The sequence below is a fragment of the Calothrix rhizosoleniae SC01 genome (genome assembly GCF_900185595.1).
In the GTDB taxonomy this organism is placed as follows: domain Bacteria; phylum Cyanobacteriota; class Cyanobacteriia; order Cyanobacteriales; family Nostocaceae; genus Calothrix_A; species Calothrix_A rhizosoleniae.
Genome location: NZ_FYBH01000271.1, coordinates 1 through 26,262 on the forward strand (window position 1 = coordinate 1; position 26,262 = coordinate 26,262).

General features: G+C 40.3%; 31 protein-coding genes, 1 tRNA gene and 1 pseudogene. 18 read left to right on the top strand and 15 right to left on the bottom strand.

The window, feature by feature from the left end:
• Positions 1 to 245: 245 nt before the first annotated feature.
• Positions 246 to 318 (top strand) — tRNA-Phe (locus CALSC_RS16125).
• Between the two features lie 186 nt (positions 319 to 504).
• Here the strand turns inward: CALSC_RS16125 and CALSC_RS16130 are convergent.
• The 10 genes from CALSC_RS16130 to CALSC_RS16170 all read right to left on the bottom strand — a co-directional run bounded on the left by CALSC_RS16130 (position 505) and on the right by CALSC_RS16170 (position 8,032).
• The gene (locus tag CALSC_RS16130; RefSeq protein WP_088242333.1) at positions 505 to 792 is read right to left on the bottom strand and encodes a hypothetical protein; all 288 of its coding nucleotides are present in this window, start codon (positions 790 to 792) and stop codon (positions 505 to 507) included.
• 58 nt (positions 793 to 850) lie between these two features.
• Positions 851 to 1,627 (bottom strand): hypothetical protein, encoded by a 777-nt coding sequence (locus CALSC_RS16135; RefSeq protein ID WP_088242334.1) that lies wholly within the window; start codon positions 1,625 to 1,627, stop codon positions 851 to 853.
• A gap of 235 nt (positions 1,628 to 1,862) precedes the next feature.
• On the bottom strand, positions 1,863 to 2,285 hold the full coding sequence (locus CALSC_RS16140) for a hypothetical protein (protein ID WP_088242335.1): 423 nt from the start codon (positions 2,283 to 2,285) through the stop codon (positions 1,863 to 1,865).
• Positions 2,285 to 2,677, bottom strand: coding sequence for a hypothetical protein (locus CALSC_RS16145; protein ID WP_088242336.1), 393 nt, complete (start codon positions 2,675 to 2,677; stop codon positions 2,285 to 2,287). Before CALSC_RS16145 ends, CALSC_RS16140 begins: the two co-directional genes overlap by 1 nt.
• 57 nt (positions 2,678 to 2,734) lie before the next feature.
• Positions 2,735 to 3,208: a hypothetical protein gene (locus CALSC_RS16150; RefSeq protein WP_088242337.1), complete on the bottom strand. Its 474-nt coding sequence runs from the start codon at positions 3,206 to 3,208 to the stop codon at positions 2,735 to 2,737.
• A 234-nt stretch (positions 3,209 to 3,442) separates the two neighbouring features.
• The gene (locus CALSC_RS25980; RefSeq protein ID WP_143288275.1) at positions 3,443 to 3,634 is read right to left on the bottom strand and encodes a helix-turn-helix domain-containing protein; all 192 of its coding nucleotides are present in this window, start codon (positions 3,632 to 3,634) and stop codon (positions 3,443 to 3,445) included.
• 215 nt (positions 3,635 to 3,849) lie between these two features.
• A complete protein-coding gene (locus CALSC_RS16155) occupies positions 3,850 to 5,862 on the bottom strand; it encodes a hypothetical protein (RefSeq protein WP_088242338.1) in 2,013 nt (670 codons plus the stop codon).
• Positions 5,859 to 6,464, bottom strand: a complete 606-nt coding sequence (locus tag CALSC_RS16160) for a hypothetical protein (protein WP_143288276.1) — start codon at positions 6,462 to 6,464, stop codon at positions 5,859 to 5,861. Before CALSC_RS16160 ends, CALSC_RS16155 begins: the two co-directional genes overlap by 4 nt.
• 67 nt (positions 6,465 to 6,531) lie before the next feature.
• Positions 6,532 to 7,626, bottom strand: coding sequence for a hypothetical protein (locus tag CALSC_RS16165; RefSeq protein ID WP_088242340.1), 1,095 nt, complete (start codon positions 7,624 to 7,626; stop codon positions 6,532 to 6,534).
• A gap of 61 nt (positions 7,627 to 7,687) precedes the next feature.
• Entirely contained in the window at positions 7,688 to 8,032 is a 345-nt protein-coding gene (locus CALSC_RS16170) for a hypothetical protein (protein WP_088242341.1), read from the bottom strand.
• 222 nt (positions 8,033 to 8,254) lie between these two features.
• Here CALSC_RS16170 and CALSC_RS16175 point away from each other — a divergent pair, with 222 nt between their 5' ends.
• Both CALSC_RS16175 and CALSC_RS26550 read left to right on the top strand, forming a co-directional pair.
• A complete protein-coding gene (locus tag CALSC_RS16175; protein ID WP_088242342.1) occupies positions 8,255 to 9,022 on the top strand; it encodes a C39 family peptidase in 768 nt (255 codons plus the stop codon).
• Between the two features lie 25 nt (positions 9,023 to 9,047).
• A complete protein-coding gene (locus CALSC_RS26550; RefSeq protein WP_159460635.1) occupies positions 9,048 to 9,215 on the top strand; it encodes a hypothetical protein in 168 nt (55 codons plus the stop codon).
• Here the strand turns inward: CALSC_RS26550 and CALSC_RS16180 are convergent.
• The gene (locus CALSC_RS16180; protein WP_088242343.1) at positions 9,205 to 11,589 is read right to left on the bottom strand and encodes a DnaB-like helicase N-terminal domain-containing protein; all 2,385 of its coding nucleotides are present in this window, start codon (positions 11,587 to 11,589) and stop codon (positions 9,205 to 9,207) included. The two genes, CALSC_RS26550 and CALSC_RS16180, sit on opposite strands and share 11 nt — an antisense overlap.
• A 795-nt stretch (positions 11,590 to 12,384) precedes the next feature.
• On the opposite strand from CALSC_RS16180, the gene CALSC_RS16190 reads away from it, so the two are divergent.
• The 14 genes from CALSC_RS16190 (at position 12,385) to CALSC_RS16260 (ending at position 23,080) form a co-directional block, all read left to right on the top strand.
• Positions 12,385 to 12,615, top strand: coding sequence for a helix-turn-helix domain-containing protein (locus tag CALSC_RS16190; RefSeq protein WP_235006812.1), 231 nt, complete (start codon positions 12,385 to 12,387; stop codon positions 12,613 to 12,615).
• A gap of 55 nt (positions 12,616 to 12,670) precedes the next feature.
• Positions 12,671 to 12,967 carry a hypothetical protein gene (locus tag CALSC_RS16195; protein WP_088242346.1) on the top strand — a complete coding sequence of 99 codons (297 nt, stop codon included), beginning with the start codon at positions 12,671 to 12,673 and terminating at the stop codon, positions 12,965 to 12,967.
• Positions 12,968 to 12,982: 15 nt separating this feature from the next.
• Complete coding sequence (locus CALSC_RS16200; RefSeq protein WP_088242347.1) at positions 12,983 to 13,258, top strand: hypothetical protein; 276 nt, start codon at positions 12,983 to 12,985, stop codon at positions 13,256 to 13,258.
• Positions 13,242 to 13,823: a 3'-5' exonuclease gene (locus tag CALSC_RS16205; protein WP_088242348.1), complete on the top strand. Its 582-nt coding sequence runs from the start codon at positions 13,242 to 13,244 to the stop codon at positions 13,821 to 13,823. The genes CALSC_RS16200 and CALSC_RS16205 overlap by 17 nt, the downstream gene beginning before the upstream one ends.
• A 252-nt stretch (positions 13,824 to 14,075) precedes the next feature.
• The gene (locus CALSC_RS16215) at positions 14,076 to 14,396 is read left to right on the top strand and encodes a hypothetical protein (RefSeq protein ID WP_088242350.1); all 321 of its coding nucleotides are present in this window, start codon (positions 14,076 to 14,078) and stop codon (positions 14,394 to 14,396) included.
• Between the two features lie 99 nt (positions 14,397 to 14,495).
• Positions 14,496 to 14,936, top strand: a complete 441-nt coding sequence (locus CALSC_RS16220; protein WP_088242351.1) for a hypothetical protein — start codon at positions 14,496 to 14,498, stop codon at positions 14,934 to 14,936.
• Positions 14,926 to 15,168, top strand: coding sequence for a hypothetical protein (locus tag CALSC_RS16225; RefSeq protein ID WP_088242352.1), 243 nt, complete (start codon positions 14,926 to 14,928; stop codon positions 15,166 to 15,168). Before CALSC_RS16220 ends, CALSC_RS16225 begins: the two co-directional genes overlap by 11 nt.
• Before the next feature lie 2 nt (positions 15,169 to 15,170).
• Positions 15,171 to 15,656: a hypothetical protein gene (locus CALSC_RS16230; protein ID WP_088242353.1), complete on the top strand. Its 486-nt coding sequence runs from the start codon at positions 15,171 to 15,173 to the stop codon at positions 15,654 to 15,656.
• A complete protein-coding gene (locus tag CALSC_RS16235) occupies positions 15,656 to 15,925 on the top strand; it encodes a hypothetical protein (protein WP_088242354.1) in 270 nt (89 codons plus the stop codon). Before CALSC_RS16230 ends, CALSC_RS16235 begins: the two co-directional genes overlap by 1 nt.
• Positions 15,910 to 16,434 carry a hypothetical protein gene (locus CALSC_RS16240; protein ID WP_235006813.1) on the top strand — a complete coding sequence of 175 codons (525 nt, stop codon included), beginning with the start codon at positions 15,910 to 15,912 and terminating at the stop codon, positions 16,432 to 16,434. Before CALSC_RS16235 ends, CALSC_RS16240 begins: the two co-directional genes overlap by 16 nt.
• A complete protein-coding gene (locus tag CALSC_RS16245; protein WP_088242355.1) occupies positions 16,431 to 17,573 on the top strand; it encodes a site-specific integrase in 1,143 nt (380 codons plus the stop codon). The genes CALSC_RS16240 and CALSC_RS16245 overlap by 4 nt, the downstream gene beginning before the upstream one ends.
• A 236-nt stretch (positions 17,574 to 17,809) precedes the next feature.
• On the top strand, positions 17,810 to 17,959 hold the full coding sequence (locus CALSC_RS16250; protein ID WP_088242356.1) for a plasmid partition protein ParG: 150 nt from the start codon (positions 17,810 to 17,812) through the stop codon (positions 17,957 to 17,959).
• 16 nt (positions 17,960 to 17,975) lie between these two features.
• A complete protein-coding gene (locus tag CALSC_RS16255; protein ID WP_088242357.1) occupies positions 17,976 to 20,102 on the top strand; it encodes an AAA-like domain-containing protein in 2,127 nt (708 codons plus the stop codon).
• A 5-nt stretch (positions 20,103 to 20,107) separates the two neighbouring features.
• Positions 20,108 to 23,080, top strand: coding sequence for an AAA-like domain-containing protein (locus CALSC_RS16260; RefSeq protein ID WP_088242358.1), 2,973 nt, complete (start codon positions 20,108 to 20,110; stop codon positions 23,078 to 23,080).
• A gap of 162 nt (positions 23,081 to 23,242) precedes the next feature.
• Here the strand turns inward: CALSC_RS16260 and CALSC_RS16265 are convergent, their stop codons facing one another.
• From CALSC_RS16265 to CALSC_RS16275, 3 genes are all read right to left on the bottom strand, one after another.
• Positions 23,243 to 24,010, bottom strand: a complete 768-nt coding sequence (locus CALSC_RS16265; RefSeq protein WP_088242359.1) for a transposase — start codon at positions 24,008 to 24,010, stop codon at positions 23,243 to 23,245.
• Between the two features lie 141 nt (positions 24,011 to 24,151).
• On the bottom strand, positions 24,152 to 24,580 hold the full coding sequence (locus CALSC_RS16270; RefSeq protein ID WP_088242360.1) for a type II toxin-antitoxin system VapC family toxin: 429 nt from the start codon (positions 24,578 to 24,580) through the stop codon (positions 24,152 to 24,154).
• On the bottom strand, positions 24,577 to 24,825 hold the full coding sequence (locus tag CALSC_RS16275; protein WP_088242361.1) for a hypothetical protein: 249 nt from the start codon (positions 24,823 to 24,825) through the stop codon (positions 24,577 to 24,579). Before CALSC_RS16275 ends, CALSC_RS16270 begins: the two co-directional genes overlap by 4 nt.
• A 249-nt stretch (positions 24,826 to 25,074) precedes the next feature.
• Between CALSC_RS16275 and CALSC_RS16280 the strand changes: the two genes are divergently transcribed.
• Positions 25,075 to 25,455: a hypothetical protein gene (locus CALSC_RS16280; RefSeq protein WP_088242362.1), complete on the top strand. Its 381-nt coding sequence runs from the start codon at positions 25,075 to 25,077 to the stop codon at positions 25,453 to 25,455.
• A gap of 489 nt (positions 25,456 to 25,944) precedes the next feature.
• On the opposite strand, the pseudogene CALSC_RS26555 reads toward CALSC_RS16280, so the two are convergent.
• A pseudogene (locus CALSC_RS26555) lies at positions 25,945 to 26,262 on the bottom strand (site-specific integrase); the annotation flags it as partial.

Sequence of the window (26,262 nt, forward strand, 5' to 3'; positions counted from 1 at the left end):
AAAATCCGGGTGGGGTGAATGAAAGGGTTTAGGGGTTTGGTAACCCCGTAATTCAAAATGCAAACAGGGTAAGTAATCGTAGCATTTATTTTCTGAACATCAAGGAAGCAGACTTGGGAATGCAGATTCGCTCAACTGTAGATTTTTGGAAGGTAGCGATCAAGAAAATCTGAGAAATTTTGATCAAATATTTGCTTAATTGTTAAAGGTTTGCTATATTGTTTAATCGTGGTTGAAAACAAAATGCCGGGATAGCTCAGTTGGTAGAGCAGAGGACTGAAAATCCTCGTGTCACGAGTTCAAGTCTCGTTCCTGGCATCCAGTCATATCAAGGGTTTCGGGGGTTTTTTCTTATTGAAAATTTTTTCAATAAACCCCATTTACCTCAGATTTACCTCAAAAATACCTCAAAATGAGCTAATTGATTAACTCTACTTATCCTGCTGTTAGTAGCTTTTAGCCTTTTTGAGGTACGCCAGAATTTACCTCAGATTTACCTCAAAATTAATCATGACCCTTAGAGCGATCGCTTAATGACTTCATGTTTAAATACATTTTGATGTCTAAGATGTCTCTTTCTAGTTTCTCGAATTGTTTTTCTAACTCCCCAGTTTGGTAGGAAATACTGGTTGTTAGCTGTTCAATATTGCGGCGTAGGTGGTTAAAATCCCGTTGGGCTCCATATTTCTTCTTCTCACTGTTCACGTGCCAAAGAATGGCACCACAGATGGGTGTTATAGCCGCAAGGGCAAAACCAAGGAACTGAATCCAGTTTGCATCAGAAGTATTCATTTAAATCTGTATAAATAATGCGATCGCAGCAAGCCCTATTTCGAGAAAGTCCTTTAGATTAACTTTCATGCCCTCTGGCTTCCGCCTCGCCGGAAGGTTCAATAACCTCTTTCCTCCACTCCACAACCTCCACTACACCATCAAACTTAGGAAGTACATATACATTCCCCTTGTAAATACAGCCCTGCGGAGAAGGAAAATCATAACCCTTCCTACCCGGTATCTGCTCAAATCTTTCTCCAATATCTGTAATCTCTCCGGTTGTGTCATCAACAACAGCAGAACGCCCCAAAATTAAATCTTTGACCCCATGATTTTTGATAGTTAAAGCTCGCCTTTTTGGTCTTTCTGGCACCAATAAAATAGGTACATTCCTGTTACACTCAACAGTTCTCTTATAAGGGATTAACTGTACATTATCTCCACAACCTGAGTTGCTATTAATAGAATCTAAATCAAATAAAGTCATAATTGCTTTTATAATTTCATCAACCAAATTGTCTTGAGCATTAGTTTCTGGCAACTCCTCAATTAGCACATCCCAATGAACAGGGGAATCATCCAACCTTTTAATAGCTAAACGAGGTATACCAACTCGTGCTGGGAATCCCTCTAGGGGGATGATTTCTGGTTCATTACTGTAGGTTAACAGCTGAGGTTTATAGGGGCTGAACTTACCATTATCCTCAACCCCAATAGCGATTGCAGCCTTTAAATATTTGTCTTTAAAATCTGCTATTGGTGTATGAGAAACACGGAAGATTTCAGAACTAATTTCAGGTAGTACAACCCATTCTTTTTGTAATCGTAAACGTCTAAAATGAATCCAAACCACTTTTTCAGTTATCAGCCCTTCGGGCAAGGCAGGAGGCAGAGGACAGGAGGCAGGAGGAAAGAAAGTTTTTCATTCTTGGTTGTGTACAAACGTACATAAGGGACTAGTTTGAAAATAGGGAGTGGGGAATCGGGAGTCAGGAGTCGGAAGTCGGAAGTCGGTTAGAGTTATTTTCATCCTTGGTGGTGAAATTTTCTCTTCCCTCCTGCCTCCTGCCTCCTGCCCCCTGCCTCCTTTAGACCCTACCGTAATCAGAGATATCAGTTACCTTCTGTTCAATCCGATTTAAAGTTTTACAGATATCACAATCTTGTTCTCGCGGTTTCTGCCAAACCTCTAGCTTAATCTCCGCATGATACCAAGGAAACCAAAAATCTAACTGATAACGATTGTGTTGTTTGTCTATTTCAATTAGAGTTAACTCATTTAAATAAATACGTTTTGAAAACAACTTTATCTGATTCGCAAATACAGTTAAGGTACTAGCATATCTCCATCGTGGAGGAGCACACCTATTTTGAATTTTGACCACAGATAAAGGCTGTTTAATAAATATAGATTGCACAGGGATTTGTTCCCAGTTATGAGCACCAACAGGCTTGCCTTTATATGTGCGTCTAACAGAAAAATCCCACGTACTTAAATCAAAATCGGTCATCAGACAAAGACACGACGTTTGGGGACGTAAACATTGTCAATGTCTTTACCGTAAATCTTTTTGCTAACACCTTCTTTTAAAGCCTTACCAACATGATCCGGGTCGCAAACAACTTTTAAAGTACCACCACCTTTGACTTTTACAGATAGATAAATATAACCAGAACCTTGAGCAAGTTTTAAGCCCTTTTCTTTCTGCCCATCATTGTTTTCTACGTCAATCAGACCTAAAGTACCAGCAAGGTCAGAATATTTGTCCTTTGGTGCGGAAAATGTATGTTTAGTACTTTTTACTTGCCATGTAACATATGCTTTTACATCAGTTTCAGAAGCGCCACCAGGTGCCCCATCTTTTCCTAAAGGATTTTCACCATTTACTTTATTCTCAGCCATTATTTTTATCTCCTACTTGTTGAGTTAACTACGCTAAATAAGTACTAGTTAAGTTAACTAGTCTAAATAAGTAGAAGTTGTGATTTTAGTACTTCCATCTGTTTGGTTTACAGAGTAAGCAACATTTAGTTCAGCCGCAATTGCAATCAATCCAGTCTCAGTAGTATAAGTTACCTGCACCTTATCCTCTGCTCCTGTTTGTGCCTTTTCTTTAATTTGCAATTGTTGAGCTAGTTCTAGAACAGCATTAGGTAAATTAGTTGACTTTAAATCACCACCGCCATTGGCAAAAGTAGTGGTAACAAATTCAGTGGTGCCAAAGCTGGGTTGTCCATTTGTTCCCACAGACTGGGTCATCGGGAAAGTTCCGTTTACTTGAACGGTGTTGTCTCCGGTAAAATAGTTGACTGAAATATTGTCTACGTCTGTACCTGCTTCTGCATCTTGCAGCCTTTGAGCAGCTTCTATGAAAGCGGCTTCGTAAGTTGTTGAAATTAAAGTCCCATCTGTTCCGGGGTTAAAAGCTGTCATTCGCTATCAATCCTGTATTTGTACAATCTGCAACCAAACTAACCCAGTCAACCAGGTAAAGCCTAGATAAACCATACAAATGGTTTGTTGAGCCTTAAGGGTCAATAGGAGATAGGAGGCAGGGGGCAGGGGGCAGGGAGCAGGGGGAGGGAAAGTCATTTAGGTGACAAAAATTGGGTAATTTATTTCTTGGATTTCCCTAATTGGTGGTGGAAATTATTTCTCATTGCATTTTTAATGCACGACACTTACTACATACCACCTACCACCAATTTTTATACCTGCAATTCGACCACAGCGAGCATATTTTCTCACGGTGTGAGGGTGACAATAATTACGCTTGGCGTATTCTTCGGGAGTAATCAAATTCTCAAGTTGATTTGCTGCTCTCCAGTAATTACTAAGTGCTGGTCTTTTATCAGTCATAAAAAGTGTGGGAGGTGTGGGGAGTGTGGGGAATGCTTTTTTTGATACAGTTAGAAACCCTATCTAAAATTTCGTTCATTTATAGGTTCTAAGTGACTTACCAGTAATAAAATGCCCAGCCCTCACGTTCCGCCTGGGAGGCGGAACGCCCACCAATTATTGGGTTTACCAAAAATATATTTGATAGGGCTGGGCATTTTATTTTTTGGATCTCTCTAATACAATTTAGCGATCCAATCTGGTAAATTCTTTTTCTGTCCCGTAGAGAAATACTTGGCTAATTTCGGTATAACTTTTGACTCTTTTATCGGCTCACCACCTCGAATAAAACCACCTTTACGATAACTACCTGTTGCGAATTCGGGCTTTATCAAAGGTAAAATTGCATTTATCACCTTATTAGCTTCTTTATCATTGAGGGCGTTGACTGTTACCTTGCTATTGTCAGTTAAAACTAATATTTCCTCCCAACTTCCCTTAGTGTATGCAGGTACAGGACTTTGTGTTAGCTTTTCCCCTTTGTAATGGGGGATGGTTATTGGGTAGCAGGGCGCTCCGATTTTGTTATTACCTAAATCTTCTCCAAATTGGATAATTAATTGTGGTCTATTACCTTCCGGACGTAATTGCCAATGTAGGGGAATAGCGGCTACACATTGCTCATTATCAATGCCATTTTTAGCTAAACATAACTCACTAGCATTCCTTGCATTTTCATGGTGAATTTCTGCTTGTTGTTGAGCCATTAAACGAGTTGGGGCGAAGAACTCAAGTGTTTTGTTTGTTATTTTTGGTTGCCAATTTCCATCCTCATCCTGTTCACAACTTACTAATGGCACATCCAAAGAGAATGATTGTTCTTTGATTGTATCAGTGACGATTTTTTTAATCAGTCTATAATCGATTTGTTGTGTTTCTCTTGAACAAGACATACAGCATTTCTCCTTTGGTATTGAGGGTGGTTCTATATTAGGAATGTTGCGAATATAACAACCTTCTTTGCTAGGTCTGAAAGTAAAAAATCTAACTGGTTCAGGAGAGAGCTGTAAAAAGTCCAAGGCTGAAGCTATTTTCGAGTTACTATAACCTTGTATATAAAGTCCATATCCCCCGTATCTGGGATATTTCAGATAATCTGTACTGCCATCTGCATTAATCAGACGACCTCTAGTAGTATTTACCCTGCAATCGTAGTCAGGGAGATATCTTTCATGATACCCCCCTGCCTCCCAGGAGAATAAGCTCTGAAGATCCGTAAAATTAGAAGGATATGGGGTTCCATCGTTAAGAGCTTGGAGGAAATCTTTTATAGAAGCTCGCTGAAAAGGACGAACAAAAACTCCCTCATCGTCATGATAGGGAGGCTCGGGATAAAAATAAACCACTGCCGCGTCAAAAATATACCCCCCACAAGCGGGTGTATCAATCTCTCTTATCTTTTCAAGTTCAGTTTTCTCTGGTTTCCTAATATTTATTTTAGGAGTGGTGGGAATTGGTTTTAGTTGTGGCAATCTAATGTCAAGCTTTGGTAGTTCTGGTAGCTCTGGTAGCTTGATTTCGGGGAGCTTTATTTCTGGAAATTCAAATGATGGTAATTTAATTTGAGGAATTTCAAAAGTAGGGCGATTCTCCCAAAATCTACGCCGTTGTTGTTCTATGTCTCTAACAGTTTGTACCGTTGCTAATCTCACATTATCTGTGATTCCATAGCCCCATTTATATGCCCCTCTTTCCCTAATCGTATGTTGCAGGGTAGACTCTAAAAAAGTTTGTCTGCCAGTGAAACCATCAATTAATCCACCAAGCATAAATCGATAATCTCTATCATTAACAATCCCTCCTACAATCATTGGATTCCCTCCATCTAATCCAGTTAATGCCAATCTGACACTTAATGATTGACGAGGGATTTGGCTGCTAGTCCTAAGCCGGGAAGTACCAACGGTTACTGAAGGGGATTTTTGGGTTAACCCTGTGGCTTTAACGCTAGTATCACGGCTTAACATGGATGGACTTCTAACGCGAGGGGTAGTTGAAGATGGTTTAACTGGGGTTAATTCAACCGTCCTGACTGTACCGTTAGTACGGATATTGGCTTGAATTGGAGGTAAGTTTCTTGGTCTAATTCTGTCTGGGACACTACTACTATTCACCCTTTCTTTTTGGCGAGTAAATCCCACTACTTCCACGTTGGATGAAGTTGTTTTTTTCTCTAATAATAAACTCATCTGTTTAATTGTAATATTAATAAATCAATTAGTAATAAGGGTAGAGAAATAAGTAATTTTAGATTCCATTTTATAATTAGTAAACTTTGCTCTACCTTACCCAATAAGATATCAGAATGTTCTTTCTCTTCATTGGTAATACTTTCTAAATATCTATAATATTCTTGGGGGATGAATTTCATTACTTCTGAATAAACTAGATACTGAAATTTTTCCAAGACTCCCATAAAAGCCAAGGAATTATCTAAATCAAATTCCTCTGCACTCTTTCCTGCAAAAAAGAAGCGAGTCGCAAGATATCTTTTGCTAATGCCGTCAACAGAATAATGTCCAAGTGTATCTTCTCTAACTGTATAGGTTTCATTGGGGAAGCGATATTTAGAATCTGGGTCAACAATACTAGCGAACACTTTGGAATGATTAAATTCTTGTTTAGCTTGTTTGAAAAAATAATCATCCCCTGTGGATTTGTACTTTTTACGGCAGAAAAAACATACCCCCAATTCCAGCCTTTTAAAAAGGGTAAGATACTCTTGTTCATCCATGAAATGAAAAATTATTAATCCAACCAAAAAGGCTGCTATCTGATTAATCAAATCCAACAATTTCAACATTATTTTCATTCACAGTAAAGCAACAAGTGTCTTGAAGGAGGCAGGAGGCAAGAGGTTAATAAAATCCAACAATTTCAACATTATTTTCATTCACTATGAAACAACAAGTGTCATAAAAGTTTTCCATATCTCCATTCCTTGCAGATATAGAAAAGTAGGGATAAGCATCATCTAAAGTGACATTAATCTCACTACCAAAAGATGACATTGCTGTTAAAAATTCTCTACCTTCAGATTCTGGATTAGGTTCTTGACTCCATCTATGTACTTGGATAGAGTCTGTACCATAGGAGATGTTTAAACCAGGCTTAACTGTGATTCTGAGGCTGATAGTTTGTGTTGTATTACTTTGAAAAGCTTTACCTCCGATAGAACATTCTTCCTGACAAACTGAACTACCAGATAATGTTGGAGGTGATGCGGTCGTTGGGGGAATTAAATTAATAATTTCAGCGAATAAGTCTGTTTTCAAAATTTTGTATGCTGTGCCATCGTTGGCAAGCATAAATACATAATCATTATCCCCTGCTAGGGTTCTTACTTCTTCTGGTAATGGCACCTCGTCAACCTCCTCTAATGTTGGGTTATTCCCACTACTGTAATTGTTTGTAATGTTTTGAATAATTGCTGCTGGTTCATATTTTGGTGCTTCTTCTACTGCACTACCAATCAGGAGAACCCTATCAGTTGCCTGAAGGAATCCATAGCCTACATCTGTTTGTTGAGCAGCAATTACAGCATCCGGTGCCATGTCAAATGTTGCTGCTGATGTGAAGTAGTCTATTAAGTCTATGTAATAGTAAGGTCTTTGGTTGAATAAAAAGATGTCTGCAATTTTGATTAAAGGAGTAACGCTAGTTTTTAAGTAAAAAGTAATAGCCTTTTTGGCATTACCTTGAAATGTCTCTTTCGTGTTGTCTATAATCGTGTCATCTGAGGCAAGTAAATCACTTGTTACTACTGCTAGTTCGGGAATACTGGTGATATCAATTGTTAGCCTTAAAGAAGTAATAAAAGCACTGTATTTTAAGCCTGATTCAATATCATATGGAGCTAGGAAACCGGGGGTATAAAGTTCAGTCATTCCCGGATTACTAGGGTTAAATTCATGCAAGATATTAACGTTACGAAATGCCCCTTTTGCTGTCATTAATTATTGATTCCTCCTACCTTTTCCTTCCTCCTGCCCTCTGCCTCCTGCCTCCTGCCTTCTAATTATTGATTCCTCCTAATCCACTAGTAGATAAAGGAGTTTTCGCTACTATTTGTCCTGTTTGAATTACGTACCCATCCACGGCTGTACCACTACTAGATGGGGGAAAGCTGGCTAAACGTTCACCAATTGCTTTTCCGTCGTTGGCTGATTCTTGTGCTGTTGATGCAGAATCCCTCAGTTTGAATAAAGCTTCTATCACCCCACTGGTATTTTTGTCCGTTGTGTTATTTCCTGTTAGGGCGGAGATTTTGATTATTAGTCCGGAAGCATCGGAGGAAATTAAGCTTAACCCTGATGCTGTTTCTAACTGTTGCCATGTAATGTCTGTTACAGCAGCCATGTAATTTGCAGTTGACTTTAACTAATTGGTATAGTCACTGATTTTACCTATAGCTTTTAGTATTTGAGAAGATTACGCCATAATTATCAGGGTTAATACTGGTTATTTCTAAAAAACATTACATAAATAACCCCTAAATTCTCTGAAGTCTTATCAGTGCCTATCGGTTAGTTTTAGTGTTATTGGTAACCCAACACACACTTAAAAACAGATTTTCTCAAAATGAGCAGCAATGCAGATTTATTAAAGAACTTTCGTGGGAAAGTACTGCTTCGGGACGCTTCTCCAGAATTAGCCAAAGCTGTACAAGCATGTTTGGTAAAAGGTGGTTATCTGAGCGGAACCATCGACGGTAAGGTTGGCCCCATCACAATGAAAGCCTTTCACCAATTTAAGCAAGCAAGTTATTTAGACCAGTTGAATTATTTGGGTCAAACCACAGCTCAAGCACTGCTAAAAATTGAATCCTCCACACCGACTTCGGGGGTCAATTTAAAGGTGCCTTATCTTAGCCAGCGTGATAATGAATATCGCCCCAGTGGAACTTGCAATATTACTTCTGTAGCCATGTGCTTGCAGTACTTTGGAATTAAACAAACCACGAAGCCACAGCTTGAGGATGAATTATTTCTCAAGCTTAAGGAAAACGGATGGAGAAGGCATTACCACAGCGACTTAAACAAGTTATTCCATCTTTATGGCGTAAACAATACCTTTTACACCGAATGCCCTTGGTCAAGGATTAAGGAACATTTAGCCAAAGGTAATCCAGTCATTTATTCTGGAAAGTTTACTAGCTTTGGTCACATCATAGTTATTCGGGGATATGACCATAAGGGATGGTGGGTTAATGACCCTTGGGGCGAGTACTTCTCATCGGGTTATGTAAATAAATCTGGTGCCAACCTTCATTACAGTTATGACTTGCTACAACGGCTATCCTACAGTGGCAGAAATCATGGTTGGGCACACCTTCCTAGCAAGAAATAGATAAACTTTTTGTGATTTACAGCTGATGAATCCTAGAAAGCCAAATATTAAAGATGTGGTTGTCCTTTTGCTGGTAGTGGGTACTGGAGCCATAGCTATCTCTGATACCCAATTTAGAGCGGTGTTTGGAGACTTGGCTAAGGTTGGTGTGGGTGGCTATCTTGGGCAATTAATGCCCGAAGCTACTCCATAGCGACCAATTCATCAAAGTTGAAGGAACCCAATGGGAAATCTTGACTATCTCTAACCCATACCCCCGTGAAATCAATTTGAAAGATGGTCAATTTTTTGCGCCTAACATAAGGACGATAATTGCCGATGTATTGAACTGTATCGCCTACCTTAAAAGGCTTTTCTGCTTTTTTGTACCATTCCTGTACTCGGCGTTTTATCTTCTTTTTCACATCTTCAGGGGTGTTAGCTTTTATCTTTTTAGTAAGGTTTTCACCCACGGGAGGGATTATCTCTAAATTCCATTCATTCCTATCTAGCATGGTGGCGATAACACGTATTTTGCCCAAAGGCGTGTCATTTACTATACGAATGGGGTCAAATTCCGTTTTTGTAACGGTAGTTAAGTTATGTAAATTTGCATTGTCAATAAGGGGGGTGGACTGGTGATTTTCGGGGGGGCGATCACCCTGTGTTTCAGGTAGGGCAGTCCACCCTGAAACTTCCTCACAGTCAACGTTACCAGCGAAGGTGATCGGGTGATCGCCATTTTCGCAACTAGAAAAAATATTTTCGTCATTTTTCTTTTTGGTTTCATTTTGAGGGTCTACCCGATCACCTTCGGCTGTATCGACGGTATATGTGGATTCTAGGGTGGACTGGGGGGTGAATCCGGAGGTGGACTGGGTGATTAATGCTACAACGTTGTTTGGTCTTGCTGTGTCTAAGTTTGAGCCGATATCGGGGGGTGAATCCGGAGGTGAACCGGGTGATTCATCATACTCAGCACTTAAATAGTATAAAGTTGTACGTCCTGGCTTTCTTTGGGCTGAAATTAATCCATCCCCTGCCATCTCGTTTAAAAGTCTTTTGGCTGTATAACGAGACGAATTGGTGTAATGCGCTATCTCTTCGCTTGTGTACTTGGTGTTTCTGTGGCTAGAAAGGAAATCTTTTATCATGTCTCTAGTTGATTGACTAGAGTTATCAACCCCATCTTCACTAAGGAAAGTAAAACTTAATTCTTCCGGGTCGAACATCAAGCGGTACTTTTTACCAGATGACCGGGAACGGGATTTATCAATTTCTAGTATCCGGTCATTGGGTGTACCAAACACGGTGTTATCTTTGGTAATCTTCCAAACTTCACTCACAGCATTCCTGATTGCGGTTGTCCCCCTGGTGTCCCCTGCCCGGTTGGTGTGGTGAACAATTAAGAATGTGGTTTTAAATTTGGTGGCGAATCCTGCCATCTCAATTAATGGACGAGCATATTCCATGTCACTTTCGCGGTACATGGAAAATTTATTGGCTGTACTGAGTGAGTCAATCATCACAAAGTCTGGCTGAAATTCTTGTAAGTCTTGCAGCAAGACGGGCATATTTTCACAACTCCAACCGAACCGGACACGGACATATTTATTAATGTCTGACTTTGAGTACCCCATTGTCTCTAGGGCTTGGGTCATATCCCCCGGTGACTCATCCCCTTGATAGTAAAGAATCTTCCGTTTTTCACCAGTGGTTACAAAATCCCCGAAGTCTGACCCCTCAATTAATATTTTCGCCAAGCTATAAACGAATTTTGTCTTTCCTATACCCCCATCTGCTGCTAACAGGATGGTGCTGGCTTTGGGAATTAATCCGTTCATCAGCCATTCTCTAACCTCAGAACCTCCTAATGCTTTCAATTCCTCGTAGGTTAGCAACGCACTGCATTGACTTACCAAGGATTTTAAGTACAAATGTTCTAAAAAATGGGTAGTGTAACCGTAGTCGTCAGCCAAAGTTTTTAATCGGAAGTGCCGATATGAGGGGTTGGGAATTGTAGTAAATAGCTCGGTGACTTGCTCTAGCACTCTTTCATATTTATTGTGTAGTGCTTCTTCCTTACTTTGACCGTGGGGAGTGGTAATCAATTTGCTGGTTTTTTCTGCCAGCATTGACATGATTTCTTCCAACTCAAACTCACTTGATGCAGCAACTTCCTTGATATCACCGCCTAGTTTGATTAATATCCTTCTGGTATATTTATCAATTACTAGGGTTGCCAATGCATCTATATTTACTGCTGACACTGTGCGGTCAACTAGTTCCGCTAATTTGTTTTGACCACCTACTTTTGTAAGTATCTTTTTGTCAGCTAAAAAGCTAGTTAATTGCAACAGGTCTGTTTTTTTACCACTTTTTGATAGCTTTAAACAAGCCCGGTAAATGTTCTGATGAGCAGGAATGTAGAAGTGTTCCGGTCTGAGACGGTGGGAAACAATATCTATGGCGTAGGGGTCTAATACTATACCTCCTAAAATCGCCTCTTCTGCTTCAATGTTACTAGGTGGAGGTATGTCATTACCATTGTGCCGGAATGATGGTTCATAGGAGGGTACAGCTATCATTTCAACCCTCCAAAGTATGCTAGAATAATATTAATTAATGCTTCGATAAAAAGCATTTTCAACATTCTTGTTTTATTCATAATTTTTGACCTTTTTTACTTGCTCTTGTTTACTAGGGTGAGTATTTTTTTGTTTAGAGAAGGTTTTCCTTTAGAAAGGAACGTCAGAAAAATCACAGGCATAGAAAAAATGTTGGGATTCCTGTATTTTGAAAGCTTTTTTATATTTGGAATATGCTGATTCATCGGTTCTAATGAAAAACGTTGGCATCGCAAAAATAAATAAAATATGGATTCGCTTACATGCATCAATGAAGGCTCCAATACTGCAATTGCTCGCAGAGGACATTTCAAAGTTTGGGAACTCTACACCACAATGCACTGCTGACCACATCCAGAAGTGGCAATTCTTAAGAAGTCTAACTAGCTGTATTTTCATGTTTCCTATTTGTTAACTGGTGCGATCGCTCTCCCCTCCCATCACATCAGTGCAATACGGTCACATCTGTAACCACGGGGTTGAAATCCTTTATATACAAAGACTGTAGATGGTAATCACCCCCTTGTACTGTATTGCACTCAATTGAGATAATTAGCCCCGCAGCATCACCCCTTGCTTCCTGCAAGGGATGTTTTTTGTATGCTGCAAGGGATTAGATACTAGAGGTTAGGCGGTTTAGTTGTCAGGCTCTACCGCCTAAACAGTTGTATTTAGGAGAAACCTTGCAAGTTGTCTGTACATCTTGTAAGGTTGTCATGTACGATGATAAACGAAAACGTTCAATTTGTTGAGGGCGTGAGTTCTATAAAACAGCTAAGAGAGGCTCTAGGGCTTACTCAGCAAGATTTTGCAGTCAAGCTGGGTGTAACAGTTACCTCCGTATACCGATGGGAATCGGGACGGAGTGATATAACTTTTACCTTCCCTCAAATGAAAAAGTTTCATAAAGAGGTGCTAGAACCTTTAAATTTGAACATCCACGAGTTACCAGACAACCTAGGCGCTCCATATGTGAAAGTTGCATAACTCCCTAAATATCCGGAGATAGCAGCCCGGAGAACAACGAACTGCTGAGGGAGACATGAGCGATCACATAAATAAAAATGCAGCGCCATGCGCCGGCGTTGCATATCCCCATAATTCTTTCACACGAGAATTTAATTATACTTATAAGCCTATGGAAGAAAGTAAATTCGCTGACAGATTAGAAGCCGTTCAAGAGGAACTTGAATCATTAAAAAAATCGCCCGAATACAGGCAGATGCTTCAAAGTGGCTATGCACAGAGATGCGATGTTTCATTAGCTGATGCAATTATGGCGGTTCAAGAATGTTTCAACGAATACTACGTAAATGAAGTCTGTTTAAATTCAAAATAATAGGAGTAAGAGTGAGTGATTAAATTACAACCTAAAGACTATGCAGCCCTGGCACTTACCGCCGGGGAATTACAACAAGAACTAAGCGCCACGGAAAGTTTTAAAAAATTGACAAGAAGCGATCGATTTCCTGGATGCAAGGTGCAAGTTTCCCTTGAAATCATTGTTGAGGACAGCTTCTCTGGTTCAGAAGAGGCATCTTTTAACCTTACCATCAATGATGGTGTAAAAATTATCTCTTCGGAGCAAACAACCCCATTCGAGGGGGTGAGAAATGATTCAGCTCGATGACCAAACAAAAGCCCAAAATTGGGCGAAAGCCTTACTCAATAAGGATAAATGGTGCATTTTAGATACAGAAACCACCGGATTAGATAATAGAGACGAAATATGTCAGATATCTGTCATCACTCCGGAATTACCTCAAGGATGGCAAACATATGTACAGCCTACCGTACCTATTAGCGCCGAAGCATTAGCAATACATGGAATTACCAACGACCATGTAAAAGATGCTCCAACATTTGACCAAGTATTCCTACACCTGATGAGGAGGATTAGGAGCAACGATTTAGTGATTTACAATGCTGAATTTGACTTGCGGTTTATCAAGCAATCCCTAAAACCACATGGTATTCAGCTAGCATTTCCCACAAGCGATAGGAGACAATGCCGCATATTTACCAATGGTGGCAGCATTCACGATGCAATGCTTTGGTATGCCCAGTGGGTAGGGGAATGGAATGATTATTTTGATAATTACCAGAGGCAGAAACTACCCGGTGGCGACCATTCAGCCTTGGGAGATTGTAAAGCAACCTTGGGAGTTATCCGCAAAATGGCTGCAACTGAATAAAGGATAGAGATTATGGCATCTAAATATTTCCATTACATCTACGGAGATGAGGAAGGGGTTATAGAGCTGGAATACGTCACTCGTATTGTTAAAAGTGATGGCTTGTTCCGTATATATCAAGTAGGTTCCGGGGAACCCCTAAAATTCCCACAAACGAACTCTTCAGCATTAGATATGTGGCGGTATTTCATGTCTAAAAGCGAAAAAAGCTGAAAAGCGATTGCAAAGGCACTATAAGACCGAAAAACAATTATGACACAGGATACAAACACAGAAGTAGGCTTCCCAGATGGGCAATTCATGGCTCATGGACTTGATGAATTAGCATCCATGCAGTTAGGCATGTTCTGGCGACGGGGAATGGATGATGCCGGACGGGAATTTATTAACAACCTGCCAGACGACCTAAGAGAAGTGATTGACAGAATTTATACCAATTGCTGTGAAGGAGTGAGTAGAGTCAGCGAAAATCTCCATACAGAGATTGCCAAACCGAAAATAAGCGGGAACCTGGTGGATTTATTTCCATGCTTACAACCACCAGAAATTCGGGAAACCTACCCCAAAAACTAAAAAGCGATCGCCACTTTCTTCGGTGCAATAAGAGCGATCGCAATGATTACAGGTATAAAAACGCTTTTCATGCGGGACGGCACAAAAAGTAACTACATTATGGCACAAGACCTTTTTACCACCGGGGAAGCTGCTGAACAGACAGGAATACCAGAAGGCACCATCCGTTCATGGATGTCCCGTCGCCCCGGAGCTTTCACCATCGACGTAGACATCATCGTTGAAAAATCCGGGCGCAAAATGTGGACAGAAGCCGGACTAGCCACATTACGCCAGCAACGGGGAACCGCAGATGAAAGCCCAGGGGCTTCATATTTGGATGACATTCTAGAGCCTTTATTAGATGCGGGTTCCAAGCAATTAGCTCATTACTATTTTCAACAATTACCCCTGCGAACCTTACGCCGGATTCAACTAATGATGGCTAATCCCTCGGATGAGGAACGGCAGATAGTTCAGCAAGCAGTAGACCAGGCAATCAACCAAGGAACCACGGCATTATTACCCCAATATGTGAGGTTAGAGCCTGATGGCGACTGAAGACAAAGTAATCCCATTTACGGGATATTTGCGCCCCCAGGTGCAACCATCACCTCCCCCGCCGGAGAAATCACCATCCCCATACATCTTATTTTGTGTCGGGACTTTCATTATCGGGTTAGCGATTGGTGCCATTAGCATTCACCAATCAGCTAACTATCAGCAGATGCAAGAGTTAAGGACTCAAGCCCAGAAATTATCAAAAATTCGTCAATCTATTTGTGGATACTAATCATGGGAATTTTATCTAAAGTAACCAAAGTTGTCAGCAATATTGGTGGCGGCCACGCCATTGATAGAAACAAAGTACTTGCCCCCACTGGTTTAGGGGTGGTTAATCCCTCAACTCCTGGTAATTGGTCAAGTATCCGCAGTGTACCTGTGTTGCACGAGCCGGGATACGTCACCAAAGATGAAGCCGATATGCTCAGGGAACTAGCCAAAGATAAAACCCAAGGTGCAAGGCAATCAGTCAAAGCAATGCAAAGCCTTGAAAAGATAGAACAGGCGGATGCAACTGTACACAAGGCACATAAAAAGTATTTGGGAGTAGTAGCAGACGGGGAACTAACAAAAGTAAGGTCTAATGCCCGACTAGCAAGGAAGCTGCACGGACAACGCCCCGCATACACACATATGAGCGAATCCCTGCAACGGGCGGAAGCTGTAGCCGAGCAACGTATCCAACAACTGCAACAAAGGATTAGGGAATCTTACTAATGGCGAAATTCATACACCTGAGTAGCTATTTTCTGACTGGGTGTATTGCCTCATCTGCCCTGGCGTGGATGGGGTTTTTACATCCCGTCCTAGCTAGTCCTGTACGTATCATTTACGTCATTTTATTGGTGCTGTGGGCGCTGGCATGGTTAACAGATGATGCAGTAGCCCAATTCCTCAAATTGGAGTTGAAGGACTACTACGCCATTTTAATCGCCATTGCATTTGCGATCGCTCTCGGGGGAATCACTTCATGGTTGATTGGGTAAAACAAAATTCCCTTTTAGGTGGTGCATTGTGCCTTTGGTTATTGGCACTTTCCCCTGTGGGTAATTTGGGTAAGGCTGTGTGTTACTGCCTTGCCCTTGGCTGTGCAGTCGAATCTATTCACCAGTCCCGCAAGTTGATTAAAATTACTGCTCGCAATGGTGCAATTGCTGCCATGAATTTAGAGATTGAGCAGCTGCAATTAGCCTTGGAAGCACATACCCAGCAGCAAGCATTGCACGAGATTTACGGGACTTCCACCCCGGAAGTGGAGGCGGAGGAACGGAAGTCCCTGGAACACTTGTACAATGAGCCTTCTGGTAAAAATGAAGTTGAAACTTCCACTTCCAAGCAGCAGTTATATCTAGCTATAAGGGCTTTACTACTAGCGGAAGTGCCGGAAACTTTCATCATTGAGAACGTGCTGAAAATGGGAGGGAGGAATTGGGACAAGGGCAAGGAATTTTTACAGGAATTATTGCAAGAAGGTGAAGCGCAAGGTTGGGGATGATTGATGATTTGATATCTGCTGCCAACCAAAGATTGAAGGCACAAAATATAACATTAAGAATTAATAAGCGAGGTGAACTACTTTTTTTGCGGGGATTACTCCCACCAAAATCCGGTATGGGTAAATTTACCCGTCAAGATTTACGTTTGGGTACACCTGCCACCAGCGACGGGTTGATGCAAATTGAAGCCGAAGCAATTATTATTGCGGCTCAAATAAATGCAGGTACATTCTCATGGGCTGCTTACCAAAAGAATGTACCCCAATTACTAGATTCGTATACCAATGAGAAGTTTATCAAAATCCAGACAAAAAATGCTGGAGACTGGATTAGTGATTTTGAACAATTCTACTTTAATCGCAGGAAACAAACCAACGCCAGTTTACTAACCTGGAAAAAAGACTACCTTGCAACTTTTCGCAAACTGGATTGGGACAAGGAGTTAACAGCCAAGGCGATTGAGCAAGTTGTCCTGAATACTCCCCCCGATAGTAGGGTACGCCAACGTTGTTGTACCTGTTTCAAAGCCTTAGCCAGATTTGCTGGAATCGAGATTGATTTGAGTCAATGGACGGGGAAATATAGCCCCAAATTGGTAAAACCCCGAAATATCCCCAGTGACAAGGTCATAGCTAAGGAAATAAACGCTGTCACTTATCCAAGGTGGAAATGGTGTGTGGCGATGCTAGCTACTTACGGATTACGTAACCACGAATTATTTCATTTAAATTATGATGATATCGCCAGGGGAGAGACTATTATTAGCGTTTATGAAGGAAAGACGGGCTTTCGTCGTGTGTATCCTATTTACCCGGAGTGGTTTAGTTACTTTGAATTGAACAATATAGTTTTACCCCCAAGTCGGTCTAATGCTAAACATTCTAATGATGGGCTGGGAAACACTGTTAGCCAAGCTTTTCGTCGAATGGAATTACCATTTACCGCATATGATTTGCGTCATGCTTGGGCGATTCGCTCACTACTGTTTGGGCTGGATGTGTCATTGGCTGCACAGATGATGGGGCATAGTTTGAAGGTGCATCATGATACTTACCACCATTGGATTACTGAAAAGCATTATCAGCAAGCGTTTGAAAGGTTAATGCAGAGGGAAGATAGACCCAAGCCACCTTTTTAACAGTTAGCCTCCTACGGAGGAGCTGCGCTAACAGTTATCAGTTATCAGTTACCAGTGGTGAACCGAGGAGTTTTGCTCCTCGGTTCAAACAAACCCAAACACAGATTTCACCTCATCCTTACAATTACAGGTTTACCCATAGTCCATAGATGGGAAATCCTCCGGAATTGGATTCTGTACTTTTGTAGGTTTGTTTCAGTACAATTAACTATAAAACCCCTATTAAATCAAAGATAATGCACATTAGCATTGCCGATGACCTTAAGAAACGGTTCCATGCTGCTTGCGCCTTGCGGGGACGCAAGATGAGCCAAGTGGTAACGGAACTAATTGAGCAATGGTTAAAAACTAACGAATACCCGCCATCTTCTGATGACAAAAATTAATCTGTATTAAAGTCCAATGAGTTACCAGGATTTTCAAATATTAGTGAACCAGAATCAGCAGATTCGTGCTTCATCAGAGCAAGGTGAGGTAAAGGGTGAATTACGCTTGGATATGGATAGAACCAAGCAGACATTAAGATTAATTAACCGGATAGAAGATGGTGAATTACTCAAAGGGCTGGGTTACGAACTATACCAAGCACTTTTCCCCGACCAAATTAATGCTCGATTCCAAGCAGCGATCGCAGGAGCACAAGCAAATAATCACAGCGTCCGCTTGCGGTTAATATTTGAATCTCCCCAATTAGCTGTCCTTCCTTGGGAATTTCTCTACGATAAACAAACCAACACCTTTCTCGGAAACAACACCCAAACAGTACTCTCTCGCTATATTGATGTTCCCCTACAAAAACGGGATATAAAAGCCGCTAGTTTACCCCTGAGGGTTCTAGTAGTCATCTCTAGCCCTAGTAACTTAGCCAAATTGGATGTAGCAGGGGAAGAGAAGCTAATTAAAGAGGCACTAGGGAAACACATAAAAGCGGGACAAATAGAGTTAGATATATTACAAGAGGCAACTATCCGCAACATTAACCAAAAGCTGAGAGAAAAGACTTACAATGTGTTTCATTTTATTGGGCACGGTGAATTTAATCATGATAAAGGCTACATTGCCCTTGTAAATCAAGATGGCACAGCTAATTTATTGGATGATGAAAGATTCACCAATTTCTTTTTAGGTAACAACAGTTTAGGGTTAATTATTCTTAATTCCTGTGGTGGTGCAACGGTATCTGACAACCAAGTATTTGCAGGTACAGCGCCAAATTTGGTGCGTCGGGGAATACCCGCAGTAGTCGCCATGCAATATCCCATATTTGATAATACAGCTAAGATTTTTGCAGATGAATTTTACCGCACCCTAGCCCTCGGCTACCCGGTAGATGCAGCCATCCAGACAACCCGCAATGCAATTTCTATGGAAGTGGGACTTGATAGGCGAGACTTTGCCACACCAGTGCTTTATATGCGGGCAAGAAATGGAATAATTTTGGATGTTATCAAACAAGAAGTTTTAGACCCCCAGCCACAGAATAAGGAACCTAAAATAAATCAGATTTCTATGCAGTCATTGGAATATCCTGATGGTTCTGTACCCCTTGATTCTCCTTTTTATATAGAACGGAATGGGATTGAATCTCTTTGTTACCAAACAGTAGAAAAACCTGCTGCCTTAATTCGGATTAAAGCACCAAAGTTAATGGGTAAAACTTCTCTAGCTCGGCGGATTGTTGCTCAGGGAATCAAGCGGAATTATCAAGGGGTATATTTAGATTTGGGTGGTGTGAATAAGGAAGTAATTACCAATCTGGATAAATTTCTCCGTTGGTTATGTAGCAAAGTTTCCTTGGAACTCGACCTTGACAATCAAGTAGATCATGCTTGGAATACTTCATTTTTAGGTAGTAATGATAACTGTACCGCTTATTTTAGAAAACACATACTAAAACAAATAAATTCTCCTTTAGTACTAGTATTAGATGAAGTAGATAGATTATTTCCCTACAACGAAGTAGTGGAAGATTTCTTCGGGATGTTGCGTTCTTGGCATGAGAAAGGGAAGATTTCCGAAGTTTGGAAACAACTGCGGTTGGTGTTAGCTCATTCAACAGAAGTTTATATTCCCTTAGATTACCATCAATCACCCTTTAATGCGGGTATACCCATAGAATTAGCAGAGTTTAATCAGCAACAAATAGAAGATTTAGCCACCAGACATGATATTAATCTTCAGGATAGTTTGTTAGCAGAATTAAGGACAATGGTAGGAGGACATCCCTATTTATTGCGTTTGGCTATGTATGATGTGGCGATGAGGAAAACAACCTTTAAAAAGTTATTAGAGTCAGCAACAACAGAAGCTGGGATTTATAGTCATCACCTGCGTTATTTATTGGATATTTTGCGTGATGCACCGGATTTAGTACCAGCTTTGAAACGGGTAGTTAACGATAACTCGGGGGTTGAATTAGATTCAATGGAAATCTATAAATTACACAGTTTGGGATTGGTACAGCGAGAGAATAATCATGTTACGCCCCGTTGTCAACTATACCGAGACTATTTCCGCCGCGTATTGTAATAATTATGATAGCCAGTAGTTCCCATTTCTATCAGGTAGGTGCCAGTCTCCAAGTTGATGCTCCCAGTTACGTGCAGCGACAAGCAGACGAGGAGTTTTACCAGAAATTGCTAGCTGGTAAATTTTGTTACGTCCTCAACTCCCGGCAGATGGGTAAGTCTAGCTTGCGGGTGCAGACAATGCAACGGTTACAAAAGCAAGGGATTGTCTGTGCTGCGATTGATTTAACGGGGATTGGGAAAGTAACACAAGAACAGTGGTATGGGGGAATTGTTTACAACTTATCAGAAAGCTGTCAATTAGAGGATAGGTTTGATTTTGATTGGCAGGAATGGTGGGGGAAACATCAAACAATTCTTTCCCCAGTGCAGTGTTTAAGTTTGTTTATTGAAAAGGTATTACTGGCAAAGATTCAGTCATCAATAGTCATTTTTGTAGATGAAATTGATAAGGTACTGAGTCAGGATTTCTCCCTAGATGATTTTTTTGCACTGATTCGCTTTTTCCAAAATCAACGGGTTGATAATCCCATTTTTCAACGGTTAACCTTTGCTTTGTTGGGGGTAGCGACTCCCGGTGATTTGATTAAGAATAAAAGCCAAACTCCTTTCAATATTGGGGAGGCAATAGAATTACATGGGTTTAAAATTGATGAAGTTGAGCCGTTAATTGAGGGGTTGCAAGGAAGATTTAATCATCCCCAAGGGGTAATGACAGAAATATTAGATTGGACGGGAGGACAACCATTTCTGACCCAAAAACTGTGTAAGTTTATGGTAGAAGAGTCAGAGAAAGATAATCCCCGCTCTGTGGAGGAGGTGGTAAAGTCAAAGATTATTGAAAATTGGGAATCTCAGGATGACCCTGAGCATTTACGAACTATTAGGGATAGGATTCTTTCTAATGAACAACGAGCGGGGTATTTATTGGAATTGTACCAGCAAATTCAACAACAGGGAGAAGTCATCGCTAGTAATAGTGTTGAATTTAGCGAGTTAAGATTATCCGGTTTAGTTGTTAAAAGAGAAGGTAAGTTAAGGGTTTATAATCGCATTTATCAACAGGTTTTTAATCAGAGTTGGGTTGAGGTTCAATTAAAGAATCTGCGTCCATATTCGGAAGCTTTTCGTGCTTGGGTAGCTTCTGGGGATGAATCTCTACTTTTGCGGGGAAAGACTTTATCAGGTGCAGAGAAATGGGCGAAGGGTAAGGATTTAAGTTATCAAGATAAACAGTTTTTAGCAGCTAGTAAGGAGAAGGAAATAGCTGTTAGGAATAAAGAAGCGGAATTAGAGAGGGATAGGAAGGATCGGGAAGCCGTAGAACAGAGAAATCAGGTATTGATTCAAGCGAATGTTAAAGCGAAACGACGGATTAGGAATGGGACTGTTGTTTTAATTTTGGCTTTATTGGGAGCAGTAAGCTTAGGAGGATTAGCAGCAATACAAGGAAAGCAAGCATTTAAAGCACAAGAAATGTTTAAACAGGCGAATGTCAAAGCCGACTTACTTACTATTAAAGCTAGAGAAGAGGGGAAGAAAGTTTTAGCTTTTCAGCAGCAAACTCTACAATTACAAAAAACTGCGGATACTGCTAAACAACAAGCACAAAAAGCCACGGAAAAGGCGAAATCTGAACAAGAAAAAGCTAGACTAGCACAGATAAAGGCTGATGACGCTAATCAAAAAGCTAAAGTAGCCAGAAAACAGGCTGAAAATGCCCAAAGAAAGGCTGATGATGCTAATCTACAAGCGACAAAAGCAAGGGAACAAGGTCAACAAGCACAACAAAATGCTGATAATGCCAACCAAAAAGCTATAGAAGCCGAAAAACAAGCTAAAGCTGAACAACGTAAAGCTGAACAGGCAAAAAAAATTGCTGATGATGCTAAGAAAGAAGCAGAAAACTTACAAAATCAACTTGCTTCGGCACAGAAAGATCTTGAAATTGTAAAGAAAGATGTTGAAACTGTTCAAGCACTATCCAAATTAGCCGGAGAGTTACGCAATGAAAATCTCACCACTGATTCAGATGAAGCTTTAAGACAGGCTGGTTTATCCTTTAGAGTTGAAGACCATAATCTGAAACAAGCCATGTTATTGGCTTCTATGTCCCAAGCATATCAAAAGCTAAAAAAACCAAATAAAGCCAAACAGAAGATTGATGAAAGTCTGTATTATTTAAACAAGAAAGGAAATAAAATTAGCTCTGATGAAGGATTACAAATTAAAGTATTAGTCAAAGGTAATGAAGGTAATTTACTCGCTGAGAAATATCCACAGCAAGCAATAAAAGCTTATCAAGAAGCATATAAAATTCTGAAAAATAATCCCAATGGAACTAATCCTTTTGTCAAGGATAAAATTCTTGTAGCTAACGATATTGAATTAGTTCATCGAGGATTACTTAAGTTAGAGAAAAATCGTAATCAAGAGGTTTGGAATTCTCTCAAACAGCACTTTTATGCTGAACTAGAAAACTTTTTGAACAGGGAAAAGCCAGATTGGAGAGCAGCCGACATCAGAACCTGGCTACTTATGCTGTTTATTGCTGATAGAGAAAAAGAAGGGTGGCTTTATATCCCAAAGCTTAAGAATTTTTCCTGTCCTGACTTGAAAAGAATGGATGAGCTATGGGTAAACAATTCAAAAGGACATTTTGGTTTCAGCGTCCAAAAGAAAATTTGGGTTAAGACAGGAAATAGACTGGGTATTAAACCAGGGGATTGGAATGACTCGGATACCCAAAATTATTTGCGTTTCGCTAACGCAGTAGGGTGGTACAATTACAAAAAAGATAATGCAGGTAGAGGCTCTTTCGTGAGTTACTCAGATTTTTATGGTCTATTAAATAAAGACCCTATAAATAACCCACGCCTGGAGGGGGGACTTCCTTATTTTAGTTACGGGCGTTTAGGTATGTGGGACACTGAGTGGGCCTCCGTGTTCTTTTCTCGCACTGCGACTTGTAAACTGTAACATATAAGCGTTTCAGTTTTTTATAAATATTTATTTCTGGCTTAATTTCTACGAAGTCATAAGCATTTGGCGATTTCGATACCTGGTACCACTACAACACCACCCAACACAAGGGAGTCAAAAGTCAAAAGTCAAAATTAATCAAACTTCTGACCTTTTTGCTCAAGCATCATTGAAATACTGCATCGCTATTTTGGGGTCATAGCAATTAGCCATCACAAACTTTTCGGCGACCTCGCTCACTTCGGTATCTATAACTTCCCATGTATCCCAAGGAAGTCGCATTTGTCCCGGTGAAGTTCTTTTCTTCCCTTTACCTTTCACCACCTTTGGTAACAGCTTGCTTCCCCAGTGGTAGCTTCTCTCTGGCTTCGGCTTTGGTTTATATTTTTTGCAAAATCCCCGATACCTCGCTGCACATTCCTCCAGTGTCCGTCCTAACCCTAAGAAAGCCGGATGCCATTCGGTAAGTCCATCATCCGTCAACCTGTCATGAGTGCCATAGTTGCTGAAATCATAAAAGTAACCCTGTTGCATATTAGCTGCTTTGGGATTGGCATGAATATATCTCAGGGTATTTAATACCCTTTTATAATCATTCTTCTCAAAGCCACTGCTATGGTATCTTTTTTCCCAAAAGTGTCCTGTTCGGTTCAGCATCCGGTTAAAACACATCGCAGTATACCAATTAACCCAGTGCATGATTTTCGATAAATCTTCTGGCTGCAATGGTTCGAGCAAATAGTGGATATGGTTCGACATTATACACAAACCATAAAGCTTAAATTTGAACTTTGCGATCGCTTTTTTCAGTGCATAGAGGAACACTTGACGGCATTCATGGCGAGTTAGCCGAAACTCACGGTTATTGCAGCGAGTGGTAATGTGGTAACAGTATCCTGGTTTGATATCACGGGGCTTTCGAGACATTAGCTCCAACGGTATTCAGGTACTCAAGCAAGAATACCTCATTGATTCCCTTACTATTCCTGACAAATATCGCAATTAGGAAAACAATGGATTGTTGGGCACAGTGATATTGCAATCAGACTTATTGCAATTAAGAAAAAATTATTGTTTATTTACAAACCAATTTTCAATTTGTAGTTCGAGAAAATCAGCATAGTCTGATACATTGTTGGTAACAATAATCAAGTCATTCACTTTAGCGATCGCAGCAATTTGTCCATCTGCAAATGATGGTGTTCTACCAATTTTTACCAAACGCGCTCTTTCTGTGGCGTGCCATTTTGCGGCATTAGCATCATATGGTATTAGAGGTATATTAGGTTCAATTATTTCTGTTATATATTTTTCGATTGTTTGACGCTTTTTAGATTCTGTTAGGCGATAACAACCAAAAAGTAATTCGTGATAAACAATAGTAGTTGTGACACATTCATTTTCATGTTGTCGCAACCTTTCCATTACATTTGAGTTTGGGATTGGTCGTAATGGTTCAGAAAGAATATTAGTATCTAATAAAAAACGCCAACTCACCAAATTACCTCGCGTCCTGGTGATTCATCCCGTACATTTGCAAAAATTTCTGGTTCAATTCCCATTGTTTCTAAGTCTTCTGACTGGCGAAAATTTAACAGTGTTTTCCAAAAATTACCCTCATCATTGACTATTTTATTAGACTTTTCACTGGTCATATAAATCACAACTTCTTGACCATCAGGAATATCTATTTCTTCAAATATTTCTATGGTTCTTCCTCGCTTAATACCTTTTATTCTCATGGCTTTGATTCTGGTAGGGTTGGTTACGCATGGTCATCGCGCAGCCCATATGTTTAATTTTACCTTTTTATTGTTGTGGATGGGCATTTCGCCTGTCCACCCAGTAGCAGGCGTTTTGCCTGCTTCCACAGCAAACATAATATGTGGGAATATTGAATAATCTTACTGATTGTGTGCCCCTACCAGGAAAACTCCTGTTCTCAATCTGGATTGGATTTAATTTGATTATTAACACATCATTCAAAAGCTATGCTCCAGCCCGATTTATCTGCCTTAAAATCTCGAAATATATTGATAACTTTGTTTGTATTGCTTTGTATCCTAGATGTAACACTGGTTGCGATCGCACGTGATAAGTGGGCAATTGGACGCATTTTACTAACCATCATAGTTATGTACTTTGTTTTGCAAGGGCGCAGATGGGCAAAGTATCTTTTGATGGGTATCTGTAGTTTGCTGGCTGTCCTTCTAATTGCAATGGTTGTGGTACTCAGTTCAAAGCTCTCCATCATTCTCAAAGTTGGAAGCTTGATTATGGTTGTTCTGTGCACCATTATTCCAATTTATATGGCTACTAATAAAGATTTGAATCGTTATTTATCTTTTAAGAGACAAAGTTATTCTCGATAGCTTTTTTATTAGGTGTGACCAATCAGATTCAGTTAAACAAATCTCAATTTTCGATTTTGTAAATGGCGATAGCTTGCGCTGACTTGTCAGTTCGCACTGCTGTAAACTCATAGTTCAAACCTGTGATTCTATAATTCTTTACATAGAAAGGGCTACAGCCTATTTGTCGGGGTAGATACGAGGACGGTTAGTCTTCGGGTCTACCTGGTAAATAATCATATGTAATACTTATGACTCTACAATCCTTACATGACAGTCGTTTGAGCTATTTTTTTAATCAATAAGAGAGTTTGTGAAGCTAGTCATGCTGCCTGAAAATCCTCGTGTCACGAGTTCAAGTCTCGTTCCTGGCATCCATACACCACAACCATTACAGCCCCTCAGCTCACAAAAACTGAGGGGCTTAATTGTGCCTTGGACTAAATTTGGACTAAATTTGGACTAAAACGGGACTAATTATCGTCTGAGACATAAGCCCTGCTGATGTTCTTAAAGGTCATTATTTTGCGACCGCAGAGTATATTGTTTATAAGCTTGGTGGTAATGATGCTCTTGTATCCATTTGTGGTAAAGCTTGGTGTGCAATTGCAGTGAATGCCCCATCTGTTGAGCAGCCATCGCCACATCTAGCCCATCCATGAGTGACCTAATAGCCCAAGCATGTCTGAGGTCATAAGGTCTAATACCTATTTTCAACCGCCAAAACTTTTGAGTCACTTCATGACCAACATCCTTATTAGGACGGTTGCGGTTAACATTGGGTAATTTTACCCATTGAAGTTTAAAATCTTTGTACCATCTGGGCTG

Coding starts and splice junctions, on each gene's coding strand:
- CALSC_RS16215 (WP_088242350.1), top strand. CDS start 14,076: ATGACACAGGATACAAACACAGAAGTAGGCTTCCCAGATGGGCAATTC.
- CALSC_RS16240 (WP_235006813.1), top strand. CDS start 15,910: ATGGTTGATTGGGTAAAACAAAATTCCCTTTTAGGTGGTGCATTGTGC.
- CALSC_RS16175 (WP_088242342.1), top strand. CDS start 8,255: ATGAGCAGCAATGCAGATTTATTAAAGAACTTTCGTGGGAAAGTACTG.
- CALSC_RS16280 (WP_088242362.1), top strand. CDS start 25,075: ATGCTCCAGCCCGATTTATCTGCCTTAAAATCTCGAAATATATTGATA.
- CALSC_RS16145 (WP_088242336.1), bottom strand. CDS start 2,677: ATGGCTGAGAATAAAGTAAATGGTGAAAATCCTTTAGGAAAAGATGGG.
- CALSC_RS16255 (WP_088242357.1), top strand. CDS start 17,976: ATGAGTTACCAGGATTTTCAAATATTAGTGAACCAGAATCAGCAGATT.
- CALSC_RS16150 (WP_088242337.1), bottom strand. CDS start 3,208: ATGACAGCTTTTAACCCCGGAACAGATGGGACTTTAATTTCAACAACT.
- CALSC_RS16155 (WP_088242338.1), bottom strand. CDS start 5,862: ATGAGTTTATTATTAGAGAAAAAAACAACTTCATCCAACGTGGAAGTA.
- CALSC_RS25980 (WP_143288275.1), bottom strand. CDS start 3,634: ATGACTGATAAAAGACCAGCACTTAGTAATTACTGGAGAGCAGCAAAT.
- CALSC_RS16265 (WP_088242359.1), bottom strand. CDS start 24,010: ATGTCTCGAAAGCCCCGTGATATCAAACCAGGATACTGTTACCACATT.
- CALSC_RS16205 (WP_088242348.1), top strand. CDS start 13,242: ATGATTCAGCTCGATGACCAAACAAAAGCCCAAAATTGGGCGAAAGCC.
- CALSC_RS16165 (WP_088242340.1), bottom strand. CDS start 7,626: ATGACAGCAAAAGGGGCATTTCGTAACGTTAATATCTTGCATGAATTT.
- CALSC_RS16245 (WP_088242355.1), top strand. CDS start 16,431: ATGATTGATGATTTGATATCTGCTGCCAACCAAAGATTGAAGGCACAA.
- CALSC_RS16140 (WP_088242335.1), bottom strand. CDS start 2,285: ATGACCGATTTTGATTTAAGTACGTGGGATTTTTCTGTTAGACGCACA.
- CALSC_RS16260 (WP_088242358.1), top strand. CDS start 20,108: ATGATAGCCAGTAGTTCCCATTTCTATCAGGTAGGTGCCAGTCTCCAA.
- CALSC_RS16250 (WP_088242356.1), top strand. CDS start 17,810: ATGCACATTAGCATTGCCGATGACCTTAAGAAACGGTTCCATGCTGCT.
- CALSC_RS16220 (WP_088242351.1), top strand. CDS start 14,496: ATGGCACAAGACCTTTTTACCACCGGGGAAGCTGCTGAACAGACAGGA.
- CALSC_RS16235 (WP_088242354.1), top strand. CDS start 15,656: ATGGCGAAATTCATACACCTGAGTAGCTATTTTCTGACTGGGTGTATT.
- CALSC_RS16130 (WP_088242333.1), bottom strand. CDS start 792: ATGAATACTTCTGATGCAAACTGGATTCAGTTCCTTGGTTTTGCCCTT.
- CALSC_RS16180 (WP_088242343.1), bottom strand. CDS start 11,589: ATGATAGCTGTACCCTCCTATGAACCATCATTCCGGCACAATGGTAAT.
- CALSC_RS16195 (WP_088242346.1), top strand. CDS start 12,671: ATGAGCGATCACATAAATAAAAATGCAGCGCCATGCGCCGGCGTTGCA.
- CALSC_RS16275 (WP_088242361.1), bottom strand. CDS start 24,825: ATGAGAATAAAAGGTATTAAGCGAGGAAGAACCATAGAAATATTTGAA.
- CALSC_RS16170 (WP_088242341.1), bottom strand. CDS start 8,032: ATGGCTGCTGTAACAGACATTACATGGCAACAGTTAGAAACAGCATCA.
- CALSC_RS16230 (WP_088242353.1), top strand. CDS start 15,171: ATGGGAATTTTATCTAAAGTAACCAAAGTTGTCAGCAATATTGGTGGC.
- CALSC_RS16225 (WP_088242352.1), top strand. CDS start 14,926: ATGGCGACTGAAGACAAAGTAATCCCATTTACGGGATATTTGCGCCCC.
- CALSC_RS26550 (WP_159460635.1), top strand. CDS start 9,048: ATGAATCCTAGAAAGCCAAATATTAAAGATGTGGTTGTCCTTTTGCTG.